This is a genomic window from Mycobacterium sp. ITM-2016-00318, from assembly GCF_002968285.2.
Lineage (GTDB): Bacteria > Actinomycetota > Actinomycetes > Mycobacteriales > Mycobacteriaceae > Mycobacterium.
Genome location: NZ_CP134400.1, coordinates 80,916 through 100,481, shown reverse-complemented (window position 1 = coordinate 100,481; position 19,566 = coordinate 80,916). Strand labels below are relative to the sequence as shown.

19 protein-coding genes are annotated in these 19,566 nt (G+C 68.3%); 5 read left to right on the top strand and 14 right to left on the bottom strand.

Going from position 1 to position 19,566, the window contains the following annotated elements; translation table 11 throughout:
• Positions 1-45 precede the first annotated feature (45 nt).
• Entirely contained in the window at positions 46-735 is a 690-nt protein-coding gene (locus C6A82_RS00490; protein ID WP_105345928.1) for a CDP-alcohol phosphatidyltransferase family protein, read from the top strand.
• Here the strand turns inward: C6A82_RS00490 and C6A82_RS00485 are convergent.
• A complete protein-coding gene (locus C6A82_RS00485; RefSeq protein ID WP_311101586.1) occupies positions 644-2,236 on the bottom strand; it encodes a phytoene desaturase family protein in 1,593 nt (530 codons plus the stop codon). The two genes, C6A82_RS00490 and C6A82_RS00485, sit on opposite strands and share 92 nt — an antisense overlap.
• Positions 2,185-3,303: a glycosyltransferase family 2 protein gene (locus C6A82_RS00480; protein ID WP_233216973.1), complete on the bottom strand. Its 1,119-nt coding sequence runs from the start codon at positions 3,301-3,303 to the stop codon at positions 2,185-2,187. The genes C6A82_RS00485 and C6A82_RS00480 overlap by 52 nt, the downstream gene beginning before the upstream one ends.
• 85 nt (positions 3,304-3,388) lie before the next feature.
• Between C6A82_RS00480 and C6A82_RS00475 the strand changes: the two genes are divergently transcribed.
• Both C6A82_RS00475 and C6A82_RS00470 read left to right on the top strand, forming a co-directional pair.
• Positions 3,389-4,186 carry a carotenoid biosynthesis protein gene (locus C6A82_RS00475; RefSeq protein ID WP_233216975.1) on the top strand — a complete coding sequence of 266 codons (798 nt, stop codon included), beginning with the start codon at positions 3,389-3,391 and terminating at the stop codon, positions 4,184-4,186.
• A gap of 76 nt (positions 4,187-4,262) precedes the next feature.
• On the top strand, positions 4,263-5,810 hold the full coding sequence (locus C6A82_RS00470) for an FAD-dependent oxidoreductase (RefSeq protein WP_158261644.1): 1,548 nt from the start codon (positions 4,263-4,265) through the stop codon (positions 5,808-5,810).
• 48 nt (positions 5,811-5,858) lie between these two features.
• Here C6A82_RS00470 and C6A82_RS00465 read toward each other — a convergent pair whose 3' ends face one another.
• The 11 genes from C6A82_RS00465 to C6A82_RS00415 form a co-directional block, all read right to left on the bottom strand.
• Positions 5,859-7,022, bottom strand: a complete 1,164-nt coding sequence (locus tag C6A82_RS00465; RefSeq protein WP_105345931.1) for an LLM class flavin-dependent oxidoreductase — start codon at positions 7,020-7,022, stop codon at positions 5,859-5,861.
• A 31-nt stretch (positions 7,023-7,053) separates the two neighbouring features.
• Positions 7,054-7,539, bottom strand: coding sequence for a DUF456 domain-containing protein (locus C6A82_RS00460; protein WP_105345933.1), 486 nt, complete (start codon positions 7,537-7,539; stop codon positions 7,054-7,056).
• Entirely contained in the window at positions 7,536-8,051 is a 516-nt protein-coding gene (locus C6A82_RS00455) for an ester cyclase (protein WP_105345960.1), read from the bottom strand. Before C6A82_RS00455 ends, C6A82_RS00460 begins: the two co-directional genes overlap by 4 nt.
• Positions 8,052-8,087: 36 nt before the next feature.
• Positions 8,088-8,837, bottom strand: coding sequence for a methyltransferase domain-containing protein (locus C6A82_RS00450; protein ID WP_105345935.1), 750 nt, complete (start codon positions 8,835-8,837; stop codon positions 8,088-8,090).
• Positions 8,838-8,859: 22 nt separating this feature from the next.
• A complete protein-coding gene (locus tag C6A82_RS00445) occupies positions 8,860-9,564 on the bottom strand; it encodes a haloacid dehalogenase type II (RefSeq protein ID WP_105345937.1) in 705 nt (234 codons plus the stop codon).
• A 60-nt stretch (positions 9,565-9,624) separates the two neighbouring features.
• The gene (locus C6A82_RS00440; protein ID WP_105345939.1) at positions 9,625-10,590 is read right to left on the bottom strand and encodes an NADPH:quinone oxidoreductase family protein; all 966 of its coding nucleotides are present in this window, start codon (positions 10,588-10,590) and stop codon (positions 9,625-9,627) included.
• A gap of 10 nt (positions 10,591-10,600) precedes the next feature.
• On the bottom strand, positions 10,601-11,464 hold the full coding sequence (locus tag C6A82_RS00435) for an SDR family oxidoreductase (RefSeq protein ID WP_105345940.1): 864 nt from the start codon (positions 11,462-11,464) through the stop codon (positions 10,601-10,603).
• Between the two features lie 11 nt (positions 11,465-11,475).
• A complete protein-coding gene (locus C6A82_RS00430) occupies positions 11,476-12,894 on the bottom strand; it encodes an aldehyde dehydrogenase family protein (protein WP_105345942.1) in 1,419 nt (472 codons plus the stop codon).
• A 101-nt stretch (positions 12,895-12,995) separates the two neighbouring features.
• Entirely contained in the window at positions 12,996-13,928 is a 933-nt protein-coding gene (locus C6A82_RS00425) for a class I SAM-dependent methyltransferase (RefSeq protein ID WP_105345944.1), read from the bottom strand.
• A 9-nt stretch (positions 13,929-13,937) separates the two neighbouring features.
• The gene (locus tag C6A82_RS00420; RefSeq protein ID WP_105345962.1) at positions 13,938-14,885 is read right to left on the bottom strand and encodes a class I SAM-dependent methyltransferase; all 948 of its coding nucleotides are present in this window, start codon (positions 14,883-14,885) and stop codon (positions 13,938-13,940) included.
• 91 nt (positions 14,886-14,976) lie between these two features.
• Complete coding sequence (locus C6A82_RS00415; protein ID WP_105345945.1) at positions 14,977-15,612, bottom strand: TetR/AcrR family transcriptional regulator; 636 nt, start codon at positions 15,610-15,612, stop codon at positions 14,977-14,979.
• Between the two features lie 170 nt (positions 15,613-15,782).
• Between C6A82_RS00415 and C6A82_RS00410 the strand changes: the two genes are divergently transcribed.
• Complete coding sequence (locus C6A82_RS00410) at positions 15,783-16,349, top strand: TetR/AcrR family transcriptional regulator (RefSeq protein ID WP_105345947.1); 567 nt, start codon at positions 15,783-15,785, stop codon at positions 16,347-16,349.
• Entirely contained in the window at positions 16,342-18,531 is a 2,190-nt protein-coding gene (locus tag C6A82_RS00405; RefSeq protein ID WP_105345949.1) for an FUSC family protein, read from the top strand. Before C6A82_RS00410 ends, C6A82_RS00405 begins: the two co-directional genes overlap by 8 nt.
• 4 nt (positions 18,532-18,535) lie before the next feature.
• Here the strand turns inward: C6A82_RS00405 and C6A82_RS00400 are convergent, their stop codons facing one another.
• Entirely contained in the window at positions 18,536-19,537 is a 1,002-nt protein-coding gene (locus C6A82_RS00400) for a pirin family protein (protein ID WP_311101585.1), read from the bottom strand.
• Positions 19,538-19,566: the final 29 nt, after the last annotated feature.

Genomic DNA, 19,566 nt, shown 5'->3' with positions numbered 1-19,566 from the left:
CGCACTACCCACTCGCTCCGGTGACGGCACTGGCAGGCTGGCGGCATGACGTCGGACGGCTCAACCGGCGGCGGCGCCGGTGATGCGGGGTGGTCGTCGCTGCACGGCGGGATACAGCCGTCCCGCCTGGTGCGTGGATGGCTTTCCATGGTGCGGATCCTCGCCGGCGGTCCGGTCGCGCACATTCCGCCCGACGTGCTTTCCGCCGCCGGGGTCATTGCTCTGGCCGGGGCGTGGGCCGCGATAGCGGGGCCCGGTTGGCCCGCGGTCAGCGTGCTGCTGATCGTGGTCGGCGGGGTGCTGGACGGGCTCGACGGCGCCGTCGCGCTGGCGACCGGCCGGGCCAGACCATGGGGCGCGGTGGTCGACTCCGTCGCCGACCGCCTCGGCGACCTGCTGCTCGGGGCGTGTCTGCTGGCGCTCGGCGCGCCGCCGCCGTTGGTGCTGGCGGCAATCGCGCTGCTGATGCTGCTGGAGTATCTGCGCGCCCGCGCGCAGTCGGTCGGTATGCCCGGCGTCGGCGCCGTCACCGTGGCGGAACGACCGACGCGGCTGATCCTGGTCGGCGTCGCGGCGGTAGGTTCGGCGGTGTTCCCGGCGGGCGTGCCCGGCCTCGGCTGGGGATGGGCGGCCATGATGGCCATCATCTGGACCGTCGTCGGGGTGGTCGGGCTGGCCCAACTCGTCCGCGGGATCCGGCGCTCGATCCCGCCGACGTTTCCGCCGGGCCGATGAGCCCGGCGACGATCTCGGCGGACATCAACACCAGGGGAATGCCGCCACCGGGATGAGCCGAACCGCCGACGAGGTACAGCCCGGGCAGCGGGCTGCGGTTGGCCGGCCTGCGCAGCGCGGCCCTCGGTCCGTGTGAGGCCGTGCCGTAGATCGCGCCACCCGGTGAGCCGGTGCGACGCTCGAGATCGGCGGGGGTGATCGTCTCGACGAAGCGGATGCGGTCGCGGACGTCGGCGCCGCGCCCGGCCAGCACGTCAAGGACGTGTCCGGCATAGCGCTCGCGAAGGCCGGGTTCGTCCCAGTCGACGCCAAGGCCTGGATCGTGTGACGGGGCGTTGACCATCACGAACCAGCCCTCGGAGTCGTCGTCGGGACGCTGCGCCGGGTCGTCGGGGGCGTGCACGTAGACCGTCGGATCGGCGACGGGCTGCGGCCGGCGTCCGAAGACGGCGTCGAACTCGGCGTCGTAGTCGCGCGGGAAGTACACCCTGTGGGCCACTCCTGGCCTGCGCCCCGACAACCCGAGAAGCAGCACGAACCCGGCCATCGAGCGCGGGCTGCGTCGCAGTCGGCGCCCGCCGGCCCGCGTTGCGCCCGCGGGCAGCAGCTGGCCGTAGAGGGCGGCGGCGTCGGCATTGCTGACCACCGCGTCGGCCGCGAACTCGCGACCGCCGACGCGCACGCCGCTGGCGCGACCGCCGGACACCAGAACCCCGTCGACGGCCGAACCGGTGTGGATCTCGGCGCCGAGTTCTCGGCAGCGTGCCGCGACGGCATCGACGATGCGCCGCAATCCGCCCGGCACGTACCACGCGCCGAATTCCTGCTCGACGAAGCTCGTCACCGCCAAGACCGCAGGGATGCGGCGCGGATCGGAACCCGAGTACGTCGCATACCTGTTGAGCCACATGCGCATTCGCGGGTCGGCGAACATCTGCCTGCCAAGGGTGTCGAGGGTCCGCCACGGGGCCACCGCCCGCAGGTCCGCGGGACGCAGGCTCATCCGGGCCAGTGCGGCGAGTGTGACGGGCCGGCGCAGCACTGGCTCGCCGACCAGCTCCCACACCCGTCGCGATCGATCGTGCAACAGGCGCCACGGCTCTCCCGCGCCGACCCCGAGCGCCTCGTCGAGTGCGGCGGGAACGGCCGCGGCGTCGTGCGGAAACGCCACTTCGGTGCCATCGGCGAACACGTAGGCGCACGCCGGGTCGACGGGCGTCAGGGCCAGGTCGGCCGGCCCACCGGTGTCGCCGAACAGCCGGGTCAACTCGTCGGGCAACGTCACAAGCGAGGGACCGGTGTCGAACGTGAAACCGTCGCGCTCGAGGACGCCCAGCTTGCCGCCGACGGGGGTTGCGCGGTCGAACACGGTGACGCGATGCCCGGCAGCGGCCAGCCGGGCCGCTGCGGCGAGGCCGCCGAGGCCCGCGCCGATCACGACGATCCGGCTCATACCGCCCGGCCCTTCCAGCGCAGCGAGCCCCGCGTCCGGCCCGCCCACGACGACGCCAACAAGGTCAGCAGGGCAACCACCGAAAGCGGATGCGCGAGGGCGTCGACCGGCCTGCCGCCCCACCGGGTCACCAAAACGCGCCCGACGACGGCGGCTGCGTAGCCAAGCGCGCCGACCCGCGAACCGGTCAGCGCGGCGGCCGCGGGCAGCACGTAAACGACCGCGAGCGCCGCCGCCACCGCCAGCGCACCCGCCGGTGACCCGAACGCCGCCCACAGCGACTTGCGATACCCCTCGCGTAGTTCCCGCCCGCTCGCGTACATCCGGCACGTCGCCAACGCCGAACCGTCGGCGATACCGGTGCGGCCGCCGGACGCCCGAATCGCGCGGGCCATGCCGATGTCGTCGAGCACGGCGCCCGCCACCGCCTGCCAGCCCCCGGCCCGTGCCAGCGCGGCGGCCTCGATCAGCAGGAACTGGCCGTTGGCCGCCGCCATCGAGGGCCGACGCGAACGCTCGGCCAGGCGGAGCGGCAGGGTGGTGAGCCACGACCACGCCAACAGCGGTTGGATCAGACGACCCGACCATCCCGCGACAATCTGGCGCGGCCACGGCGACAGCAGGTCCAGTGGCTGCGGCCCGCGCAGCACCGCGACGGCGGCCGCAACGGCGTCCGGTTCGAGGACGACGTCGGCGTCGACGAACACCAGCACCTCACCGCGCGCCGCGGCGGCCAGTTGCGCGCAGGCGTGCGGCTTACCTAGGAAGCCTTGCGGCGGCGGGGTCCCGGTCAGCACGGTCAGGCGCGGATCCGACGCGGCCGCAACCCGGACGGCGTGGGCGGTGCCGTCGGTCGAACCGTCGTCGAGCACCAGGATCTCGGCGTCGGACAACCCCTGCTGCGCGAGCATCGACCGGATCGTCGGCGCGATGCGGTGCGCTTCGTCGCGGGCGGGCACCAGAATCGACACCGCAGCGGACACCTGCGGTGGATCGGCGGGCGGCCGGCGGAGCACGCGCTGATTGATCAGCTGGTGGGCCGTGCCGAGGCAAGCAAGTGACGAACCCGTGACGACGAGCGCGCGCAGCGTTTTGTCGAGGCGCGTATCGGGCACCTTGGAAACTCTACGAAGTCGTACCGGGGCAAGGCAGCCCACCGGGTGGCAGCACCGGGTTTGGAGAACTGCGGAGGTAGTGCGCGTGGCGATCGCCGTGCCCGTTGCGCAGCTGCGCGTCGCCTATGTGGTGTGGACGCTCGTCGCGGCGGCGGTCGGGGTGCAGATCGCCTACCCGCTGATGCCAGAAGGCTGGCGCACCGAGGTCACGGTGGCGAGCGTGGTGGTGTTCTTCGTCGCCGCGGTGGCCGACGCCGCGCGGGTGCACGGTCCTGCGGGCGCCGGCGTCCTTACCGCGGTGGCCGGCGGAGGGGGGCTGGCCGCCGAGGCGGTCGGCGTGGCGACGGGACGACCGTTCGGGCACTACGCCTACACCGGCACGCTCGGCCCCGAACTGCTCGGTGTGCCGGTGGTCGTGCCGCTGGCCTGGGTGATGATGGCCTGGCCTGCGCTGGTGGTGGCCCGAACGCTGGTGGCGCGCGGTCCGGCCGTCGCGGTCGTCGGGGCGGCGGCACTGACCGCATGGGACGTGTTCCTCGACCCGCAGATGGTGGCCGCGGGGCACTGGACGTGGTTCGATCCCGCGCCGGGCCTGCCGCTGATACCGGGCATCCCCCTGACCAATTACCTCGGCTGGTTGCTGGTTTCGACGGTCATCATGGCGAGCCTCGACCGCGCGCTGCCGCGCGAGCAGGTCCCGTCGGCGCCCGCGTCGGCGCTGTATCTGTGGGTGTACTTCTCCTCGGTGATGGGTCATGCGGTCTTCTTCGATCTGCCCGGGTCGGCCATCACCGGCGCCGTGCTCATGGGCGCGATCGCGGTGCCCTTCGCCGTTGCGCTGGTGCGCCGCCGCGGACGTACGCCACATATGGTGGCGGCGTGAGCGACCCCCGAAGACGAGCGCGAGTGAGGATCGCAGCGAGGAACGAGCGAGGACCGGAGCGAGCGGGAGTCGAGGCATGAGCGCATTGCGGAGCCGTGCCGCCCCGTTCCGGATGCGGCCCCGCCGTCTGGTCGTCGCCGATCCGTTGCTGCCGCGCGATGTCTCCGATCCGGCGGAGGTGACGGTCGTCGGCGGGGGCATCGCGGGGATGTCCGCTGCGGTCGTGTTGGCCGAAAGAGGCGTCAAGGTCACGGTTTTGGAGTCGGCCGGGTATCTCGGCGGCCGCTTGGGCGCGTGGCATGAGACCTTGCCCTGCGGCAGCGAGCAGCACGTCGAACACGGTTTTCACGCGTTCTTCCGACACTACTACACATGGCGGTCCATCCTGCGCCGCGTCGATCCGCAGTTGTCGTTTCTTCAACCGGTGCCGAGCTATCCGGTGATCTCGGCGACATACCCGGCCGAGGACCTTTCGGGTCTGCCTGCCGCTCCGCCGCTCAACCTGCTGGCACTGGCGCTGCGCTCGAAGAGCCTGACCCGTCGGGAACTGACGCGCGCCAACCCCGACGCGGGGCGGGCGCTGCTGGCCTACGACCGCGCCACCACGACCGCCGAATTCGACGACACCGACGCCGCCGCTTTCCTTGACAGCCTCGGCATGTCCGAACGCACCCGCAGCATGTTGTTCGAGGCCTTCGCGCGGTCGTTCTTCTGCAACCAGGGCGACCTGTCGGCCGCGGAGTTGGTGGCGATGTTCCACTACTACTTCCTCGGCAATCCGGAGGGCATCGGCTTCGACGTCACCGACACCGACTACGCGACGGCGATCTGGAACCCGTTGCGCGAGTACCTGATCGGTCGCGACGCCGAGTTGCGGACCGAGACACGGGTCACCGGTGTCGAGCCCGACGGGCAGGGCTGGCGCATCGGCACCGAAACCGGCGAGCTCCGAAGCAGGCACGTCGTACTGGCCTTGGACCCCGGTGCACTGCGGACGCTGCTCGCGGCGTCACCGACCACTGCGGCAGCGGCGCCTGGGCTCGCGCGTCAGTGCCAATCGCTCACCGTGGCACCGCCGTTCGCGGTCAGCAGGCTGTGGCTCGACCGAGACGTCGCACCCGAGAGAGCGTCCTTCAGCGCCGTCACCGGCCAGCCCAACCTCGACTCAGTCGCCGTGTACTCGAGGCTCGAGGAGCCCAGTGCGCGCTGGGCCCGCGAGACCGGCGGGTCGGTGATCGAACTGCATTCCTACTCCTGCGGTCTCGACAACGCCGATGTCGCGGCAAAGGCCATGCGCGAGGAGCTGGCCGCGCTGTGGCCCGAAATCGCCGACGCCGCCGTCGTCCACCGGCACGACCGGATGGAGGCGACCGCACCCGCCTTTCCACCGGGGTCGGCAGGCACCCGCCCCGGAGTACGCACCGACGCACGGGGACTGCGGATTGCCGGCGACTTCGTCGAGCTGCCCTATCTGTCGGGGCTGATGGAGCGGTCTGCGATGTCCGGGGTGCTCGCCGCCAACGACATCCTCGCCGAACTCGGTGTTGCCGCCGAGCCCGTGCTTGGAGTTCCCCAGCGAGGCCTGCTGGCCGGCGTTCCGCGCATACCGCGCCGCACGAAGTGATTTCGGCGCGCGCAGTCACGCTGAGGGTGACCCAGCGCGCCCGAATCGCTAACCGCCGCTCTTCTCGGCTTCGTACTTCTTTGTCATGTGCTCGATGGCGCTCATCGCCGTCTGCGCCAGGTCCTCGCGCACGTCGCTGGCGCGCGCCGCGGCGTCGAGTGTCGGCTTCGCCTGCCCTTGAAAGTGCGGAATGACCTCTGCGGCAAAGAGTTCCGCGGAGCGTCTGGTGGCGGCAGGGTTGGCCCATTCGTGGCCCATCTGCAGCATGCAGCCGAACCCGCCCGACTGGTCCCACAGCCGCTGCACCTGAGCTCTGGCCGTCTCGGGTGTGCCGATCACGCCAGCGCCGGCGTCGTTGATGATGCCGATCATCTCGTCGACCTCATCGCCGGGCATGGTCATCTGCGGGAAGGCCGCGACCTTCTGGAAGTACCGGAACCACGGCGCGATACCGAAGCGGACGTCCTCGCGCGCCTGCTCCTCGGTTTCGGCGATGTGCATCGGACACACCAGCGACCAGTTCCTGCGGTCGACGGTGGTGCCGAACGCGGCGGCGCGTTCCTCTGCGATGCCCCAGTGGAACGCGAGCGCGTCGAACCCTTCGACGATAAGCGTCGCGCCGATAGACAGCAGCCCGATGCCGTGCTTGCCCGCCAGCCGCGCGCCGGTCGGCGAGGCCACGGCCGCAACCGAGAGCGGGATGCCGCCGTCGGAGTACGGCGCGAGCTGCAGCTGTGCGTCGTGCAGTTCGTGCGTCGCGGTCTTGGCGGTGACGGTCTCGCCGGCCAGCAGCCGCACCAGGATGTCGAGGTTGGTCTCGAGCAGCTCGCGGGTGTCGGTCGGGGTCAGGCCGATCATCGACGAATCGGTCGGCAGTGAGCCGGGTCCGACGCCGCCGATGATGCGGCCGTGGGTGAGGTGGTCGAGCAGCATCAGCCGGTCGGCCGCCCATAGCGGGTTGTGGTACGGCAGAGAGATCACGCCGGTGCCGAACCGGATCCGTTTCGCCCGCTCGGCCGCGGCGGCGATGAACACCTCCGGAGAGCTGATGATCTCGCTGCCGGCGGAGTGATGCTCGCCGATCCACACCTCGTCGAAACCGACCCTGTCGAGATGCTCGACGAACTCGAGGTCGCGCTGCAGAGCGAGGGTGGGGTTGGTGCCTGCGCGGTGGAACGGCGCGATGAAGTATCCGAAGCGGAGCTTGCCCATAGGAAAGAACCTAGCCAGATCGGCGCGCGTTTTACTGCGTTATGTAGACCCCGAACGCCCAGGCGACGGTGGCCAGCAGCGCGCCCGCCAACTCGACACCGACCGAAAGAGCCACTCCCTTGAGCGCGTGTTTCGTCGACGTCCATGCGACCCGTTGGTCGCGGTGGTTCGCCAGCTCGGCCAAATAGACACCGAGCACGAACCCGATCACCAGCCCGACAACCGGGATCACGAAGAAACCGATGATGCCGAGTACCGCGCCGGCCAGCAGCGTCATCGTGCCGACGTCGGCGGCGCGCATGCGCTTCATCGGCCACATGTACTTGATCAGCGTGGTCGCGCCGATCAAGGCGGTGACGACGCCGAGCGTCACCCATGCCGCCACGTTGTGCTCGACGACGGCCCACACGAGGATCGCCGCGTACACCAGCAGGATGCCGGGCAGCAGCGGCACGATGATGCCGATGATGCCGACGGCGATGACGAGTGCAACGAGGACGATCCCGCCGGCGCTCACGGGATCAGAGTATTGCTGGGCAGGCCGACGTCGCGCACCTTGTCCGCGGTCGCGGCGCCGGCAATCGGAAGACCGTCGGCCTCGAGCAATCCGAGTTGCAGAAGCACGCTGGCCTGATCCCAGTAGATGTGCTCATGGGAAAGCTTGTCGCCCGTGAACTGGACGATCGCAACCATCGGAACCTCAACGGCGCGCCCGGTGGGTTCGATTCCGGGCAGCATCCAGTCCATCACCGTCGTGTGGGTGAAACGCAGGATGAACTCATCGACAACGGAACTGTCGCCGACCGTGCGGCTGACGGGCTCCAGCTCCATGTCGGGTGGGTTCACCCCGACGAAATGGTTTGAGTAGAAGTAGTGCAAATCGGCGAAGCCGACGCCGCCGGTCATGGTGGGAATGTGGTTCACGTATGGCTCGGCGACCATGGTCGCCATGGTTGCGTCGACGTCACGCGACTCGAACTCGCATCTGCAGTGCGCATCCCACAACTCGGCAAGGTCAGGGCCTGCCATCGCCTGCACCTCCTCGTAGAGGTCGAATCTACGGCCTCAGGGCTTGCGGCCGCGCGCCCACTGGATATTGCCCAGCGTCTTCGTCCGGACGCCGACGAGGCCGAGTTCCTCGAAGGTGTCGCCGAGTTCGTCCTCGGTGAAGAAATGCACGCCGCCGTTGGGCAGCCAGCGCAGAAATTCGGCGCCGCGGCCCACGGTCGGCACCATGACGGCGACCCGGCCACCGGGCTTCAGCACCCGTGCGATCTCCGACAGCGTCGTCGCCGGATTCGGGATCAGCTGCAGCACCGCCATCGACGTCGCCGCATCGAAGGTCTCGTCGCGAAACGGCAGCCGCTGGGCGTCGGCACGCAGGAAACCGACAGTGGGACCGGCCTCGGTACTGACAGCGCGGGCCAGCATCGGCTCGGAGATGTCGACGCCCAGCGCCAGCCCGTCGGGGCCCGCGGCGCGGGCCAGCAACGCGGTGACATTGCCAGGGCCGCTGCCGACGTCGAGGGCGACCCCGCCCGCCGGCACGTTCAGCCAGTCGACCGGCAACTGCCAGGCGCCGACGAACCTGCGCGCGAAGGCCTGCGCGTTGTCGTAGAGCATCGATCCGAGCCCCGACGCCCACGCCGCCTGAATGGCGCCGGTGTTCTTCGGCAGCGCGGCGTCGGACACCGGGATGTCGAAGGTCAGGTCGAGATAGCCTCTGCTCACGTCCGGGTCGGCAGGCGGATCTTTGAGCAGGCCGATCGCCCTGCGCAATGCGGGCGGCAGTTCCGTCGTCAACTGATCGGTCATCCTTTCACGCTACGCCGTCGTTTCAGGCACCCAGCTGACCGGCGAGGTCGAGAAAATCGGTTGCCGTGAAATCGAATTCGCCGTCGTCCATCCTCGGCGGCCGCTGACCGGGACCGTACTCCTGCGGCCGGGAGACGAACGCGGTCTTCAGACCGACGTCGCGCGCCGCCCGCAGATCGGAGGGGTGCGCGGCGACGAGCATCGACTCCCCCGGTCGCACGCCGAGCAGATCCGCGCAGCCCAGATATGCCTGCGGGTCGGGCTTGTAGTGGTGGAACAATTCCGCCGAGATCACGCAATCCCACGGCAGCCCAGCCCGTTTGGCCATGTTCGTCAGCAGCGACACGTTCCCGTTCGACAGAGTGGTGATGACGAACCCCTCCTTCAGCCGGGTCAAGCCCGCCACGCTGTCCGGCCAGGGGTCCAGCCGGTGCCAGGCCCGGTTGAGGTGGTCGATGTCGTCCTCGCCGACCGACGTGATACCCGCTGCGGCAAGCAGTTCGTCGAGGATCATCTGGTGCAGGTCGTCGATGCGCGTCCACGGCAGTTCCCCGCCGCGCACCCGGTTCATCGCCGGCGCGTAGCCCTTACGCCAGTCGTCGGCCATGCCGGCCCAGTCAGCGGCGACGCCGTGCATCTGCCCGAACTGTTCGAGCTCGCGGATGATGCTGGAGCGCCAATCGACGACCGTGCCGAACACGTCGAACGCCAAGGCTTTCGGCGTCATAGTTGTCGGTTTCTCGCGCAAGCGCTCGTCATATTTGTCGGTTTCTCGCGCAAGCGCTCGTCACGGCTCCAGCACGACCTTCCCCAGCACACCGCCGTCGGCCAGAGCCTGCAACGCAGCGCTGCCTTCAGAAAGCGGGTACCTCATCGGCGGCGGCGGCCGGAGACCGGCCTTCACCAGTTCGCCCACCCCGAATTCGAACACCGCCTGCGAACCGGGTCTGCGGTTGACGTACTCGCCGTAGCCCACGCCGATGACGCTGACGTTGCGCAGCAGCAGCCGGTTGACCTTGACCGTCGGAATGCCACCCGCCGCAAAGCCGATCACCAGCAGCCTGCCCTCGGTGTCGAGCGCGCGCACCGCATCGTCGAACGCGTCACCGCCGACGGGGTCGACCACAAGGTCGACGCCGCGGCCGTCGGTGTGGTCCTTCACGGCCTGCAGCCAGCCGTCGGTCAACGGCAGCACGACGTCGGCACCGAGCGAACGCACGAAGTCGTGGGCCTGTGGCCGGTGCACCATCGCGACCACTCTGGCGCCCAAGGCCTTTGCGATCTGAATGGCCGCCGTCCCGACGCCGCCCGCTGAGCCGAGCACCAAGACCGTCTCGCCTGCCCGCAGCGCAGCGCGCTTGGCCAACGCGAAGTACATCGTCTGGTAGTTGCCCAGCAGCGCGACGGCTTCGGCGTCGTCGAGAACATCCGGTGTCCGCGTCAGGTTGGCCGGTGGCACCACCACCTGCTCAGCCCAGCCGCCGAGCATCGACAGCGCGGTAACCCGTTGACCCGGTCTGAATTCGGATTCATAGGGCGCCGACCGCACGACGCCTGCGACCTCCATGCCGGGGACGAACGGTGGTTCCAGCCGCAGCTGGTACTCGTCACGAAGCAGCAGCAGGTCCGGGAAGCTGACCCCGGCCGCGCAGACGTCGACGACGATGGCGTCGTCGCCGCCGCTGACGTCGTCGACCTCGGTGTAGTCGAGTCCGGTCGGCCCGGAAAGTTCGCGCGCGACAAGCGCTTTCATTCGGAGGCGATCAACCCAGGCTGAAGGTCGCCCGCTGCGCAGCGGACAGGTCGGTGATCTCGCCCCACTTGGCTGCGACGTCGTCGACCGACGGCACAGTTGTGAATGTGGTGCCTTCGTTTTGAAAGAGCGCTGCCCTTTGTACTTTGCCGCCACCGACGATGAACACCGATGCGGTATCGGGGTTTTCCTCGCTCATCAGGTAAGCCACCACCGGGGCGACGTACTCCGGCGTCAGCTTCTCGAACACCTCGGGCGGCAGGATGTCCTGCGTCATGCGGGTGGCGGCGATCGGCGCGACGGCGTTGGTCTTGATGTTGTACTTCGCGCCCTCTTGAGCCAGCGTGTTGATCAGCCCGACGAGGCCAAGCTTCGCCGCGCCGTAGTTGGCCTGGCCGAAGTTGCCGAACAGGCCGCTGGTGGATGTCGCGACGACGACCCTGCCGTAACTGTTCTCCCGGAAGTGCGGCCAAGCGGCGCGAATCACGTTGTAGCCGCCGTACAGATGCACCTTAAGCACCGAGTCCCAGGCGCCGAACTCCATCTTGTGGAATGTGCCGTCGCGCAGGATGCCCGCGTTGCTCACCACGCCGTCGACCTTGCCGAACTCGTCGATCGCGGTCTTGATGATGTTCTCGGCGGCCTCGGATTCGGCTACGGAGTCGTAGTTCGCGACGGCGCGGCCGCCGGCGTCGCGAATCTCCTTGACCACCTCGTCGGCCATGTTGTGGCCGGCGCCCGTGCCGTCACGCGCACCACCGAGGTCGTTGACGACGACGCTGGCGCCCTCCCTGGCGAGCGTCAACGCGTACTCACGCCCCAGCCCACCGCCGGCTCCGGTGACGACGATGACGCGATCCTGCACTCCTGGCATGACGTTCCTTCCTAGAACAGCCGTTTGGCGAGCTTCAATGCTTTTTCTGTATACGGGGGATAGATGAAGGCGCCGACGTCGGGTCGGGTCGGCTTGGTCATCACGGTCTTCTTGTGACTGAACTGCTCGAAGCCGAACTTGCCGTGGTAGGCGCCCATCCCCGAGGGCCCGACACCACCGAACGGCAGCTTGTTCGTCGCGAAGTGGAAGAGCAAATGGTTGATCACCATGCCGCCTGCGGCGACTTCCTTGATCACCCGCTCACGGATGTTCTTGGTCTTGGTGAACAGGTAGGCGGCCAGCGGCTTGGGCCGTGAATTCACGAAACCGATTGCCTCGTCGAGGGATTGGACCGTCATGATCGGCAGGATCGGGCCGAAGATCTCGTCGGTCATCAGCGGTTCGGCCGGATCGGGATCGACCACGACGGTGGGCTGGATGCTGATCTTCGACGAATCGGAGCCGCCTCCGATCGCTATGTTGCCCTTGGTGGCCGCCAGCGCGGAGGTCAGCCGATCGAAGTGACGTTCGTTGACAATCCGCTTGCCGTCTGGGTTTTCGGCTTCGAACGTCGTCACGGCCTCCTTGATCTTGTCGACCAGCTGATCGCGGATCTTCGCGTCGGCCAGCACGTAATCCGGCGCGATGCAGATCTGACCGGAGTTGATCAGCTTGGTCCACGCGATCCGCTTGGCCGCGACCTCGATATCGGCGTCGGCAGCCACGATCACCGGGCTCTTGCCACCCAGTTCGAGTGTGACCGGCGTCAGGTGCGGGGCCGCGGCCTCGTAAACCTTGCGACCGATTTCGGTGCCTCCGGTGAAGCAGATGTGGTCGAAGCCTTGGGCGATCAGCTCCTGGCTCACTGCGCTGTCGCCCTCGATGACCGCAACCGCGTCGTTGTCGAGGTAGCGGGGCACCAACTCGGCCATCAGGGCCGACGACGCCGGGCACACCTCAGAAGGCTTGAGCACGACGGTGTTGCCGGCCGCGATCGCGCCGACGGCGGGCCCCAGCGTCAGCACGAACGGGAAGTTCCACGCCCCGATGACCAGCACGGTGCCGTACGGCTCGTACTCGACCCAGCCGCGGCCCGGCAGCTGCGACATCTCCAACAGCCGATAGCGCCTGCGGGTCCACTTCTTGACGTTCTTGGCGGCGTCCTTGGCTTCCCCGACGGTGCTGGCGATGTCGGCCAGCCACGACTCGAACGCGCCGCGGCCGAGGTCCTGCTCGAGCGCGGCGGCGACGGCCGCCTCGTTCTCGGTCATCATCCGTTCAAGCGCCTGCAGCTGCTGCTTACGCCACTCGATGCTGCGGGTGCGGCCGCTGGCGAAGGTGGCCCGCAGGCGGGCGACAGTTTCGGGGATGCCGGGTGCCGTCGGAGCTGGCACAGCGGGCGCAGGCTGGGAAATTGAGTCGGCGGTCATGGCGGAGGTCCTTCCTGACCCGAGGAGGGCAGGGGTTTTCCTGCTCCTCACGTGCGTCCCTGATCCTAACCAACCGGTTGGGACGCCCAGAAGTGACCGACCTACAGCTTCTCCGCAGTGGCGAATGTGGCGAACGCGTCGTCTTCGGCGCCGGGCGGCAAGACGAAGCGGCCCAGCCTGCGCATCTCGTCCTGTGACGTCACGGCCTTTGCCCGCCAGCCCTGCGCATTCAGCCAATCGGCGACGTCGGCACGGTCAGGGTCGTTGTACATCAGTTCAGCTACGTCGATCTCGCGTTCGATGCCGAGTTCTTGGGCGATCTTGTCGAACCGCGCGGACATCTCCTGGCGCCGTTCGTCCGAGCGCACACCGACCGCTTCGGCGGCGATCCGGCTGCCGGGCGCGCTCAGCTCGGTGATCAACGCGAAGAGCCGGTCCTGCGCATCGGCGGGCAGATACATCAGCAGACCCTCTGCCAGCCATGCCGTCGGCTTGCTCGGGTCGAAACCCTTGTCGCGCAGGGCTTTCGGCCAGTCGTTGCGCAGATCGATCGGTACCTGGTGCAGTGTCGCCGCCGGCTGCACGTCGTTGTCGGCGAGCTTCGTCGCCTTGTACTCCAGCACCTTGGGCTGATCGATCTCGAAGACGGTGGTGCCCGCGGGCCAAGCCAACCGGTAGGCCCGCGAATCGAGACCGGACGCCAAGATGACGATCTGGCGGATACCGGCCTCGGCCGCCGCGGTGAAGTGCTCGTCGAAGAAGTGAGTGCGCACGGCCTGGTAGTTGCGCATGTGGCGGAACATCGCGGCGATCTCCGGATCGATGGCGGCGGTCTTCTCGACGATTTCGTCATCGAGCATGGTGCTCCACGGGCCGGTTCCCGCACCCTCCACGAGGACGTCGGCGTACGGGTCGTTGATCAGCGCGTCGTCCTGCCTGCTCTCGGCGGCACGCGCCGCTGCAACCATCACCGCGGTGGTGCCGACGCTGGTGGCGATGTCCCAGGTGTCGTCGTGGGTGCGCAGTGAGCTCATCGAGACTCCTCAGGACAGTTCGGCACGCAACAGCACGCTCGAGGCGATTTCTTCGGCCTCGTAGTCGGGCACGGCCCGGCCGAGCCGGGTCATCTCCACCTCGCTCGGCACCGCGTCGACGGTCCAGCCGTGCTCGGCCAGCCATCCCGCCGCGTCCGCGCGGTTGCCGTCGGCGTAGGTCAACGTGTCCACGTCGATGTCGATGCCGGTGCGCTCGCGCATCCGCGCGGTCCGCTCGCGGCGGGCCACCCTGTCCTGCTCGGCCTGCTCCGACAGGTCCATGCTGAACGCCTCGACGGCGATGCGGCTGCCGGCCGCGCTGTGGCTGGTGACGAGTTCGAAGAGCCGGTTTTGCGCGTCCGGCGGCAGGTAGGGCAGCAGCCCCTCGGCCAGCCAGGCGGTCGGCTGTGCGGCGTCGAAGCCGGCGGCGATCAACGCCGAAGGCCAGTCGTCGCGCAGGTCGACGGGCACCGGAATGCGCTCCGACTTCGGGTGCGCGCCGTGCGCGTCCAGCGTCGCGGTCTTGTACTCCAGCACCTTGGGCTGGTCAATCTCAAACACGGTGGTGGCCGGGGGCCAGTCCAACCGATAAGCGCGTGAGTCCAGCCCCGCGGCGAGAATCACCACCTGCCGGATGCCCGCCCGCATCACGGCGCGGAAGAAGTCGTCGAAGTAGTGGGTACGGACGGCCTGATAGTCGCGAGACATGTCGTGCAGCCGACGGAACTCCTCGTCGTCGGCAAGCCAGGTGAGATCGCTGCTGGCCATCTGCGCCCACTCCGGCCCGGCTGACGACACCAACAGGTAGGCGAACTCGTCGCGGATCAGTGCGTCGTCGCGGGCCGTTTCGACGGCCCTGGCGGCGGCGACTCCGAGTGCGGTCGCGCCGACGCTTTCGGTGATTTCCCAGCTGTCGCCATCGGTGCGGACGGTGGGGGCGTCATGGAGGTCAGTCATTTCGTAAGCCATGCTACCCAATAAGTTAGCTGATCTACATGCATGTGTGGCAGACATCACCACAGGTCACACAGCAATTTGCCAGGAAGGTTTACTCGGCCAGCTTCCACAGCTTGTTGGCCAGCAGCAGTTCGAGCTTGTCGACAATGGCTTCCAGTTCGTTGTGCGAGCCGACATATCCGGCATAGAAGCCCATCCCCCACATCACCGCGACAAGCATCTCGACGAGTTGCGGTACGTCGGTGTCAGTGGTCAGCTCGCCCTTCTCAATGGCGTCGTTGACCGCCCACGAAACAAAGGCCCTCGAATTGCGCATCGAATCGTGATCGTCGCTGCGAAGCTCGGGATGTCGCTGTCCCTCGAGCACCGAGGTCACCAGAAACGCTGCGGCAGAACGATCTTCGCTGTCGGCCTGCATCGCCGCGGAGAAGAACGCCGACAGTCGGCGGAGCAGGGTCGTCTGACCTTGAGCCTTCGCCATGCCCGCAGCGACCACCATCGCATTGGTCTGCTCGACTACTTCGCGGTACAGCAACCGTTTGCTCGCGAAATAGTGGTTGATGGCAGGCCGGGTCAAGTCGGCGCGTATGGCGATCGCCTGAAAAGTCGCAGCGTCATAGCCGAGTTCGCTGAACACCTCGCGAGCGGCACGCAATATGCGCTCACGTGTTTCAGCGGCCTTCGCTGCTGGTGGACGACCTGGCCCCCTGCTCGCCGTATGCGGCATAGTCAATATCTTGCCACACGACATCAAGGGGCTTCGCAGAACACCCGATTTGAACGCTAGTTCAGCAAACTGCGTGCACAGAAACCCCGGTCAGGCCAGTTGCTCATGATCGGCCAGGCAAATGCGCGACAGCACTCGGTGATCCTGATCGCAGGCTAGGGTTCGGACCCATGGCGGGCCTGGTTTCGCGCGAGGCTTATTTCGAAACGGGCCTCGACGTGCTCTCCGACCTCGGATACGGCGGATTCAAGCTGGCCGAGGTGTGCAATCGCCTCGGGGTCACGACCGGGTCCTTCTATCACTACTTTTCCGGCTGGCCTGCCTACACCCGCGAGTTGCTCGAGAACTGGATGGAAGAGCGCACGGTTCTCGTCATCGAATTCCTGAAACGCGAAACCGACCCCCGCCGCCGGATCGACAGCCTCGTGCAGGTCGGTCTGGAGCTGCCGCACGGCGCCGAAGCCGCGATTCGGGCGTGGAGTTCACTGGACCCGGATGTCCACGACATTCAGGTGAAGGTGGACCAGCAACGCTACGACATCATGTACTCGTCGGCGCTGGAGATCCTCGGCGACCAACACCAGGCGGAGATGTTCGCCCGCTGGGCCGTCTACCTCCTCGTCGGACATGAGCAGTCCACTCTTCCGCGTGACACCGTGGCGCTGACATGGATCGCAAGGCAGCTCACCGACGCGCTCGACAGCGGGCGATTCGCCTCCGTTCCCACGAATGACTAGCGCGCCGGCCGGCCTGACACGCCGCGCCGTCGGTACCATTTCCGCTCCTCGCGTTCGCGCTCGAATCCGCGAACGCGATCCCGAGTTGGACGCGCTGCGGCGCGCGGTGCGGGCCGCGGTCGTCGTGCCCCTTGCCGCGGCGGTCAGCTTCGCCGTCGCAGGCAACTCGCAGACCCCGCTGTTCACGATCTTCGGCTCCTTCGCGCTGATGGTGCTGGCGGACTTCCCCGGCAACAGGCAGACAAGGGCGCTGGCATACACGGGACTGGGCATCAACGGCGCCGTTCTGATCACGCTCGGCACGCTGGTGTCTCCGCATCCGTGGCTGTCGGTCGGGTTGATGTTCGCGCTCGGCGTGGCGGTGATGTTCTCCGGCGTGCTCAGCGAGACGATCGCGGCGGGCCAACGGCCCACGCTGCTGACATTCGTGTTGCCCGCGTGCACGCCTGCGGGACCGATCGACGAGCGGCTGCTCGGTTGGGCGATCGCGCTCGCCGTGTGCGTCCCCGCGGCGCTGTTCTTCCTGCCGCCGCGACACCACGGCGAATTGCGCACGCACGCCGCCGATGCCGTCGCCGCGCTGGCTGATCGGCTCGAGGGCAAGGCCAGCCGCGACGAGGTGGTGGTGGCGATGCTGGCCTTACGGGAGAGCTTTCTCGGCGCCGACTTCCGCCCGGTCGGCCTGTCGGCGGGCAGCCGCGCGCTGGTGCGCGTCGTCGAGGACCTCGAATGGCTCGCCGACCGGGTCAGCGACGAGGCTGGCCCCGGCATGCGGGACATGCAGGCACCGGGCGTGCGGGTGCTGAGGTGCTCGGCCGCGGTGCTGCGGGAGACCAGGGCCGCCGACCGGACGACCGACCGCGCGAATCTCGAAGCGGCGCTCATCCATCTGCGTTCGGTCGCGCGTGGACGCTACCGCCAGGACGTCGAAGCGATCCTCGGCGCACCCGACGACGACGCGGCCGTCGCGATCGGGCACCGGCTGCTGGACCGACGCACCATCGCGGCCACCATCGGGGCGACCGGAAGGGTGATCGCCGCAGCGGCGGCCGCCGACGCCAGGCCGGTGTGGGCCAGGGCGCTCGGGCTGGGGATGCCCGCGACGACAGCGACCGACCGGCTGTTGCCTGCGAGCAGATCGGTGAGCTCGACGACGTCGAGTTTCCTCGGCGGTCGATCGGTCGCGGTGCGCAATGCGCTGCGCACCGGCCTTGGCCTGGCGTTGGCAGTCGCCGTCACCAACGTGTTCCCCGTCGAGCACGGGTTCTGGGTGGTGCTCGGCGCCTTGTCGGTGCTGCGCAGCAGCGCGCTCACCACCGGCACCAAGATGCTGCGCGCGGTGCTGGGCACCGGCATCGGCTTCGTCCTCGGTGCACTGTTGATCAGCGTGGTGGGCGTCGATCCCGCGGTGTTGTGGATCCTCATGCCGTTGGTGGTGTTCGGCTCGGCGTTCGTACCCGAGATCGCGTCGTTCACCGCAGGGCAGGCGGCGTTCACGATGATGGTGCTTATCTTCTTCAACCTGATTGTGCCGACGGGGTGGAGCGTCGGTCTGATCCGCGTAGAGGACGTCATCGTCGGCGCCCTCGTCGGCGTGGTGGTCTCGTTGCTGTTGTGGCCGCGCGGCGCGACCGCGTCGGCGGAGGCGGCGGTCGAATCGGCCCGCAACGCCTTCGCGAGGTATCTCGAGGCCGCCGTGCACCGGATCACCCGCGGCGACTACGAACAGACCGCTGACAGGCTGGCCACGCTCAGTCAAGCTGCGATCGCGTCGTCACGAGTGGCGGATGACGCTGTGCGGCAATATCTTTCCGAGGGCGGCGGGGAGACCGATTTCCGCGGACCGATCGTACGTGCCTTCAACCGGGCGATCAGGGTGCGCGCGGCCGCCGACCTGATCACCGACATCCCGACGCCGCCGCCGCTGGGTACCTATCCGCGGGTGCGCGAGGTGGTCGAGCGGCACGTCACCGCGATCGGAGAACGGCTGTCGGGGACAATCGGATCCGGCGGCGACTGGGTGCCGATCGGCGACGAGTTCGTGGTGGCCCTGCGCGCCGAGTCGAATGGTGATGAAATGGCCATCGCGGCCGCCATGCCGTTGGTGACGGTGGCGGCCGCGATCGGCGAGCTGGAACTGGTGTACCCGCATCCCGTCGAGGTGCCGCGGGCGCACCGTTAGTTTGTTACGAAACGCTGTGCGGCATCAGGGCGTTCGGCGGGATCGTGCCGAACTTGCCCGCGTTGTAGTCCTCCAGCGCCTTGACCAGTTCGGCCTTGGAGTTCATCACGAACGGCCCGTAGGCGACAACGGGCTCGCGGATCGGCTCGCCGCCCAGGACCAGCACTTCCATGGCGGGCCGCCGCGATTCTCCCCCTCGCCTTCGGCCGGGTGGTACCCCCAGCGCCCCTTCGGCGGCGACGGTGATGCGGTCACCGGGACCGAACACCGCGAGCTGGCCTTCGTGGATCGGATGCCCTACCGGACCGACAGTGCCGCGGCCCGACAGCACGTACACCAGCGCGTTGAAGTCGCGGTTCCACGGCAGGCTCAACCGGGCACCGGGCTCGATGGTGCTGTGCGCCAGAGTGATCGGAGTGTGGGTGGAACCAGGGCCGCCATGTCCGTCGACGTCACCGGCGATGACGCGAACCAGGGCGCCGCCATCTTCAGACGAGAGCAGTTTGACCTCGTTGCCCTCGATCGCCTGGTAGCGCGGCGTCGCGAACTTGTCCTTGCGCGGCAGGTTCACCCACAGCTGGATGCCGTGGAACATGCCGCCGCTTTCGACGAGCTCGGCGGGCGGGGTCTCGATGTGCAGGATGCCGGAGCCCGCGGTCATCCACTGCGTGGCGCCGTCGGTGATCAGGCCTCCGCCGCCGTGGCTGTCCTGGTGGGCGAAGCGGCCGTCGATCATGTACGTGACCGTTTCGAAGCCGCGGTGGGGGTGCCAGTCGGTGCCCCTCGGTTCGCCGGGCTGGTATTCGACCTCGCCCATCTGGTCCATGTGGACGAAGGGGTCGAGGTCGGCGGAGCTCACGCCGGCGAAGGCGCGCACGACGGGAAAGCCCTCGCCTTCGTAACCGCGCGGCCCGGTGGTGATGGAGCGGACGGGCCGCTCGGTGTCGGCTGCCGTAGGCGCAGAAAGCCTCGGCAAGGTCAGGGTGTCAGCGGTGATAGCAGGCATGTCGCATAGAACCGGACTGCGGTCCGATT

Coding starts and splice junctions, on each gene's coding strand:
- C6A82_RS00490 (WP_105345928.1), top strand. CDS start 46: ATGACGTCGGACGGCTCAACCGGCGGCGGCGCCGGTGATGCGGGGTGG.
- C6A82_RS00470 (WP_158261644.1), top strand. CDS start 4,263: ATGAGCGCATTGCGGAGCCGTGCCGCCCCGTTCCGGATGCGGCCCCGC.
- C6A82_RS00465 (WP_105345931.1), bottom strand. CDS start 7,022: ATGGGCAAGCTCCGCTTCGGATACTTCATCGCGCCGTTCCACCGCGCA.
- C6A82_RS00455 (WP_105345960.1), bottom strand. CDS start 8,051: ATGGCAGGCCCTGACCTTGCCGAGTTGTGGGATGCGCACTGCAGATGC.
- C6A82_RS00450 (WP_105345935.1), bottom strand. CDS start 8,837: ATGACCGATCAGTTGACGACGGAACTGCCGCCCGCATTGCGCAGGGCG.
- C6A82_RS00445 (WP_105345937.1), bottom strand. CDS start 9,564: ATGACGCCGAAAGCCTTGGCGTTCGACGTGTTCGGCACGGTCGTCGAT.
- C6A82_RS00440 (WP_105345939.1), bottom strand. CDS start 10,590: ATGAAAGCGCTTGTCGCGCGCGAACTTTCCGGGCCGACCGGACTCGAC.
- C6A82_RS00435 (WP_105345940.1), bottom strand. CDS start 11,464: ATGCCAGGAGTGCAGGATCGCGTCATCGTCGTCACCGGAGCCGGCGGT.
- C6A82_RS00430 (WP_105345942.1), bottom strand. CDS start 12,894: ATGACCGCCGACTCAATTTCCCAGCCTGCGCCCGCTGTGCCAGCTCCG.
- C6A82_RS00425 (WP_105345944.1), bottom strand. CDS start 13,928: ATGAGCTCACTGCGCACCCACGACGACACCTGGGACATCGCCACCAGC.
- C6A82_RS00420 (WP_105345962.1), bottom strand. CDS start 14,885: ATGACTGACCTCCATGACGCCCCCACCGTCCGCACCGATGGCGACAGC.
- C6A82_RS00415 (WP_105345945.1), bottom strand. CDS start 15,612: ATGCCGCATACGGCGAGCAGGGGGCCAGGTCGTCCACCAGCAGCGAAG.
- C6A82_RS00410 (WP_105345947.1), top strand. CDS start 15,783: ATGGCGGGCCTGGTTTCGCGCGAGGCTTATTTCGAAACGGGCCTCGAC.
- C6A82_RS00405 (WP_105345949.1), top strand. CDS start 16,342: ATGACTAGCGCGCCGGCCGGCCTGACACGCCGCGCCGTCGGTACCATT.
- C6A82_RS00400 (WP_311101585.1), bottom strand. CDS start 19,537: ATGCCTGCTATCACCGCTGACACCCTGACCTTGCCGAGGCTTTCTGCG.